Origin of the sequence: Microbulbifer variabilis ATCC 700307 (genome assembly GCF_000380565.1) — a bacterium.
Taxonomy (GTDB): domain Bacteria; phylum Pseudomonadota; class Gammaproteobacteria; order Pseudomonadales; family Cellvibrionaceae; genus Microbulbifer; species Microbulbifer variabilis.
Genome location: NZ_AQYJ01000007.1, coordinates 1 through 4,592 on the forward strand (window position 1 = coordinate 1; position 4,592 = coordinate 4,592).

Sequence of the window (4,592 nt, forward strand, 5' to 3'; positions counted from 1 at the left end):
TAAATCGATATCTTGCTGATGTTCCTCCGCAAGAAACCGTTGCCACTTTTTTAGCAAATCAAGCTCCTGCTTTAATTTACGATTCTCCGCCTCCAAACGCTTTACCCTAGAAAGTTCCTTTTCTTTTCTAGAGACTACATCAGTAAGCTTTCTTCGCTTATCTGCCAAAATCTTCCCTTCCTGAAACGCTTTTCACCATCGTGACAGCATGAAAGGGTGAATGTCGAGAGTTTTAGCCACTTCCTTAACTTGAATGCCCTCTATCAAGCTAAGCATTACCGCTTTCACTTTGAATTCGTTTGAATACTGCCAAGTCTTTCTAGGTTTGTTGTATTTCGGCATAAGACACCTCGTCTGTTTGACCTTGGTGTCCGTTAAAACGGGGCAAGATCAATGTCCATCTTGATCGCCTTGTTAGGTGCTTTTGCATAAAACCAAAATGCTGACACTGCCGCCTTCACTATAATATGACAGGGTTTCTTTGATAGGCTTACAGGTATTGCTATTCTCTAAATATAAATCGATATACTTTTCAATATCTCGAAAATATACCTCTTGACCTTCTGTATCATTCTTCGAACTAAAAGTATGGTAAGTATATATAAAATAATACGTTCCCTCTCCATACTTTGAGACCTTTCTTTCTTTTGAAAAGTCATCTAGCTCAACGTGGTGTGGCGTTCGTGAGCAAGAGATCAGTAGAAAGGATAAAGCTATCAATAAAACTCCAATTTTCATTGGCCGGTGCACCTAACGCTCAAAGCAGCGGCGCGCGTCAGCGCGTCCAGCCCGCAGGGCGATGCTGCCTTTGCTTGTTATGAGCTTGGTGCAATTGGGAAACCCTCTGGCTGTGCTTCAAATTCAGATTGTGGCCTTTTATCTTTTTCTCTAGTAGCAAAGACTTGGCCACTTTTATTGATTTGCAAATATACAGTGCCGTTGAAGTATTCACCATCTTCGCCGCCATACGTAATCAAATTTCGGCCGTATTTCCATTCTCCGATTTCGGAACTGACAACCAAACTGCTTGAGGTAAATACAATAACTTTTACTTCGCCAGGGGAAATATGAGTGATACTTCCCCCGCTATTTAAAGATATTGATACACCAGTATTGTTATAGATATCTATCTTTGCGATTCGAGGGCAACCACTCAACACTATTGCGAGTAGTGTCATTAGCGCTGAAAGTTTTATTCGTCTTGCCATGCTAGTGCTCATAACGCCCCGCACAGGGGCAGACAAAAAAGCGCAGCGTTTTGGCTGTCCCAGCGACCAACGGGAGCGATTGCTGCGGCTTGTATGGTTGTTCTTGCCCGGTTCTGATGTTGAAAATCCTTTTCCCTAACGGGTAAATTGAGACCCACCTTCGGCGGCCACCGAAGGCCTTGTTTGCCACAGTTCGTTGCTGCGCTGGTTCATAAAGACCGCTAACAAGTAGGAACGTGACAGACACTCATTAGGCATAACTCGAATAGTCATGTGGGCCTCGAGCCCGAATAGCAAGGCGGAGATAGCTTATCTTATGGAACCTCAAGAGATCAATGTCGGTATCGATACTAGCAGCAAACAGCTCGATATTTTTGTGAGACCAACTGGCCAATTCTTTAGTGTTACCAATGATAAAGATGGTATTAAGGACGCCATTAAACGACTGCAACCCCTTAAACCCAAAAGAGTACTTATCGAGTCCACCGGAAGGCTTGAACTGGAGTTTGTCTGTTCTGCCCACAAAGCGGGGGTGCCGATAGTTGTTTGCAATCCTTCGCAGGTAAGAAACTTTGCAAAGTCAGCGGGGCGACTCGCCAAAACTGACAAGCTGGATGCTGTCGACATTGCTCACTTTGGAGAGGCAATGAAGCCAAGATTATCGTCGTTAAAACCTGAAAAATTAAGGAATATCAGTAACTTACTCGTTGTAAGAAGCCAGTGCTTGGAGATGAGTACAATGCAAAAGAACCGTCTCAAGCGAATGCCTAAATCTGTACACAAACCTATTCAAGCCATATTGAAAACCATCAAAAAAGAGTTAGAAGGCATCGATAAGCAGCTGGATAAACTCGTCAGTAGTATTGCCGAATGGCGATAAAAACGTGACCTATTGTTAAGCGCTAAAGGGGTAGGAAATGTATTGGCCTACACCCTGATGAGCGAATTACCTGAATTGGGGAAACTGAACCGAAAAGAGATTGCTGCACTTGTTGGTATCGCCCCTATGAACCGAGATAGTGGGAACTTTCAAGGTAAACGCTATATTCGTGGTGGACGGCATCGTGTGCGCACGGTCCTGTTTGTTTCCATAATGTCGGCGATCCAGTGCCACCCTAAATTAAAGCCAATGTATAAACGCTTAGTCGACGCTGGCAAACCTAAAAAAGTGGTCCTCATTGCCTGTATGAGAAAGCAACTTACCATTCTGAATACGATGGTAAAAAACAACACATATTGGGATGAGAATATGGCTTAAAAGCTTGACGAAGAACCATAGTCACTTGTTAGGTGCATCTTGAATACCGTGCTTTTGCTTGAGGCTATTTGCAATAAACTGTGCATTATATGCGAAACCCTCAGGTTTTTCGTTGAAACACACTATTGTATTTGAGGTTCGGGGCTTGGAAATATTGTAAGTTTGGCCACCCGATACAGTAGTTGTTGCAGTGCCGTATGTATTAGCGTTGTAGGTGGTGTTATTGCCGTAATTGTATGCAGAGCCATATGTGTTGGCATTTACATTGGTTGTTGCTGTGGTAGGAGTTGTATAAGTGCTGTTTTTTGAGTACTGCTGTGCATCAACGATAACGAAATATTTATACCCATGCTCCAATGCTAATTCGGCGCTACGAAGCAACGCATAATCATTGGCCTTATCTCTTCCGGTGTAACCATTACCTATGAAAGTAACGGTAAACACATTTGTGTCTAGTTGTGTTTCTGAGAAGCCACCAGTCATACCCTGCGGTTGGTAGGCGGTTGCACAACCACCAAGGGCCAAAATAATTGATAAAGTTACGATGATTCTCATGTTCTCTCCTTGCACCTAACGTTGCCAGCAAGGGCAGCCGAAGCAGAGCGTAGGCTGTCCAGCCCAGCCTCCGTCTGGGCGATCTTGCCAGGCCTGGTTATACGATTACTCATACTTGTTTTTGAACCCTGAAACTTCTGGCGACATTAGTAGCCAAGCGTCAGGCAATGTTGCTTCATATTCTTTAAGATATTGCTCTGTTTCAGAGGCTGTGCCTGTGACACGAATTTCTCCATCTATACGATCGAAAATTACAGGCGCGTTGCCGCCTAGATAAGTTGAAAGATCATTCGGATTGTAATTCTTAGCTTGATAATAAAACACCCAGCCATAAGGTTTATCTTCAACGGCACTAACTTCGGCTACCCCCTCAGTAGTTACTTCAACCCATTTAGATACTATTTCAAGTGCTTGGCTAAATCTCATGATCTCTTTTTCGTATAACGCCCGGTTTGGGGCTGACCTGGAGCTGCAAAGCAGCGGAAAGGCAGTCCAAGCCCCGCAGGGGCGACAGCAGCCTCTTGTTATGTGATGGCACCTACTCCACTCTTTTCTTTCGTTCCCCAAAAGAAGTTGCACCATATATAACGCAGAAAAATACCGATGCAAGAGCATAGTACCTGGCAGACCCATTCCATAGGCTTCGATACAGCTCGACCTCATTTACTTTCTCACAAAGTTCGAGCGATTCAATTATGCAACTCTCTAGTCCTGACATAACTCGTTCTGCATAACTTATTTGATAGCCAAGCATAGAAATACACCACACGGCTACTCCGATGCTAAATACGGAAAGTACCTTTCTGTTACGACTTAATTGCCTGAACATTTTGAGCTTACTCTTTTAGTCACATAATGCCCGCAGTTGCGGCTGGTTGGAGCGCAGCGGAAAACCAGTCCGACAACCTGCGCTTGTTAAATGCTGAACTCACAGCCTACTCAAATACTCAATTTGAACTTCACCACCGATATAAGGACCATCATCACTACAATCGTTCGCTGGTTCATCGAAATTTACCCACACGCTTGTGATAATTCTGTCCTTGCCTTTTATAGTTCTCTGAGTACTTTCCACTGATTCTTCTTTTCCAATAGCTTCCTTACAAATTCTGGCTGAATTGAAACAGTTCCAATCGCCCCATCTGGCCACCAAAAATGTGGTTCAATCTTTACTCTATCACCATCTTCAAATTTCATTATGCTTTCGATTGCTACTGGCATTTAATGCCTCAATAACGGGCAGACAAACCGAAGGTTTGGCTGTCCAACCGAAGGCGACCGTTGATTGATTTGTTAAGTGTAGCTATATCAAAAAACCATCACCTACAAAAAATTTAAAAAATATAGGACAAATTATACCGTAAGATAATAGCCGTTATTAACTATGACAAAATAACAAAGCTGTAAAATTAAGATTATTATTCCAGCTTTTATAAACCTATCTTTAGATTTACTACCTAGGTTTTTTTTACAAATACCGAACAATAAAAAAAATATACCTATAGGTATTGCAATAAATACACCCAACATTTGAGGTACTACTATATACATACCCGTAAAAGCCTCAAAAT

5 protein-coding genes and 2 pseudogenes are annotated in these 4,592 nt (G+C 42.7%); 1 reads left to right on the forward strand and 6 read right to left on the reverse strand.

Features of this window, described 5'->3' with window-relative positions; genetic code table 11:
- Together G367_RS26695 and G367_RS0100125 are read right to left on the reverse strand one after the other, a co-directional pair.
- A pseudogene (locus tag G367_RS26695) lies at positions 1 to 342 on the reverse strand (transposase); the annotation flags it as partial.
- A 473-nt stretch (positions 343 to 815) separates the two neighbouring features.
- A complete protein-coding gene (locus G367_RS0100125) occupies positions 816 to 1,208 on the reverse strand; it encodes a hypothetical protein (protein WP_157533263.1) in 393 nt (130 codons plus the stop codon).
- Positions 1,209 to 1,524: 316 nt separating this feature from the next.
- Between G367_RS0100125 and G367_RS22660 the strand changes: the two are divergent.
- A pseudogene (locus G367_RS22660) lies at positions 1,525 to 2,466 on the forward strand (IS110 family RNA-guided transposase).
- A 21-nt stretch (positions 2,467 to 2,487) separates the two neighbouring features.
- Here G367_RS22660 and G367_RS0100135 read toward each other — a convergent pair.
- The 4 genes from G367_RS0100135 to G367_RS26530 form a co-directional block, all read right to left on the reverse strand.
- The gene (locus tag G367_RS0100135; protein WP_020411068.1) at positions 2,488 to 3,021 is read right to left on the reverse strand and encodes a CC0125/CC1285 family lipoprotein; all 534 of its coding nucleotides are present in this window, start codon (positions 3,019 to 3,021) and stop codon (positions 2,488 to 2,490) included.
- 105 nt (positions 3,022 to 3,126) lie between these two features.
- Entirely contained in the window at positions 3,127 to 3,447 is a 321-nt protein-coding gene (locus G367_RS0100140; RefSeq protein ID WP_020411069.1) for a hypothetical protein, read from the reverse strand.
- Between the two features lie 624 nt (positions 3,448 to 4,071).
- The gene (locus G367_RS25860; RefSeq protein ID WP_020411070.1) at positions 4,072 to 4,242 is read right to left on the reverse strand and encodes a hypothetical protein; all 171 of its coding nucleotides are present in this window, start codon (positions 4,240 to 4,242) and stop codon (positions 4,072 to 4,074) included.
- A gap of 132 nt (positions 4,243 to 4,374) precedes the next feature.
- Positions 4,375 to 4,592 (reverse strand): hypothetical protein (locus G367_RS26530; protein WP_211214855.1); only part of this gene is annotated, 218 nt, incomplete at its 5' end.

Bases quoted from the DNA above. Each gene is read 5' to 3' on its own strand.
- G367_RS0100125 (WP_157533263.1), bottom strand. From the start codon at position 1,208: ATGGCAAGACGAATAAAACTTTCAGCGCTAATGACACTACTCGCAATA.
- G367_RS0100135 (WP_020411068.1), bottom strand. From the start codon at position 3,021: ATGAGAATCATCGTAACTTTATCAATTATTTTGGCCCTTGGTGGTTGT.
- G367_RS0100140 (WP_020411069.1), bottom strand. From the start codon at position 3,447: ATGAGATTTAGCCAAGCACTTGAAATAGTATCTAAATGGGTTGAAGTA.
- G367_RS25860 (WP_020411070.1), bottom strand. From the start codon at position 4,242: ATGCCAGTAGCAATCGAAAGCATAATGAAATTTGAAGATGGTGATAGA.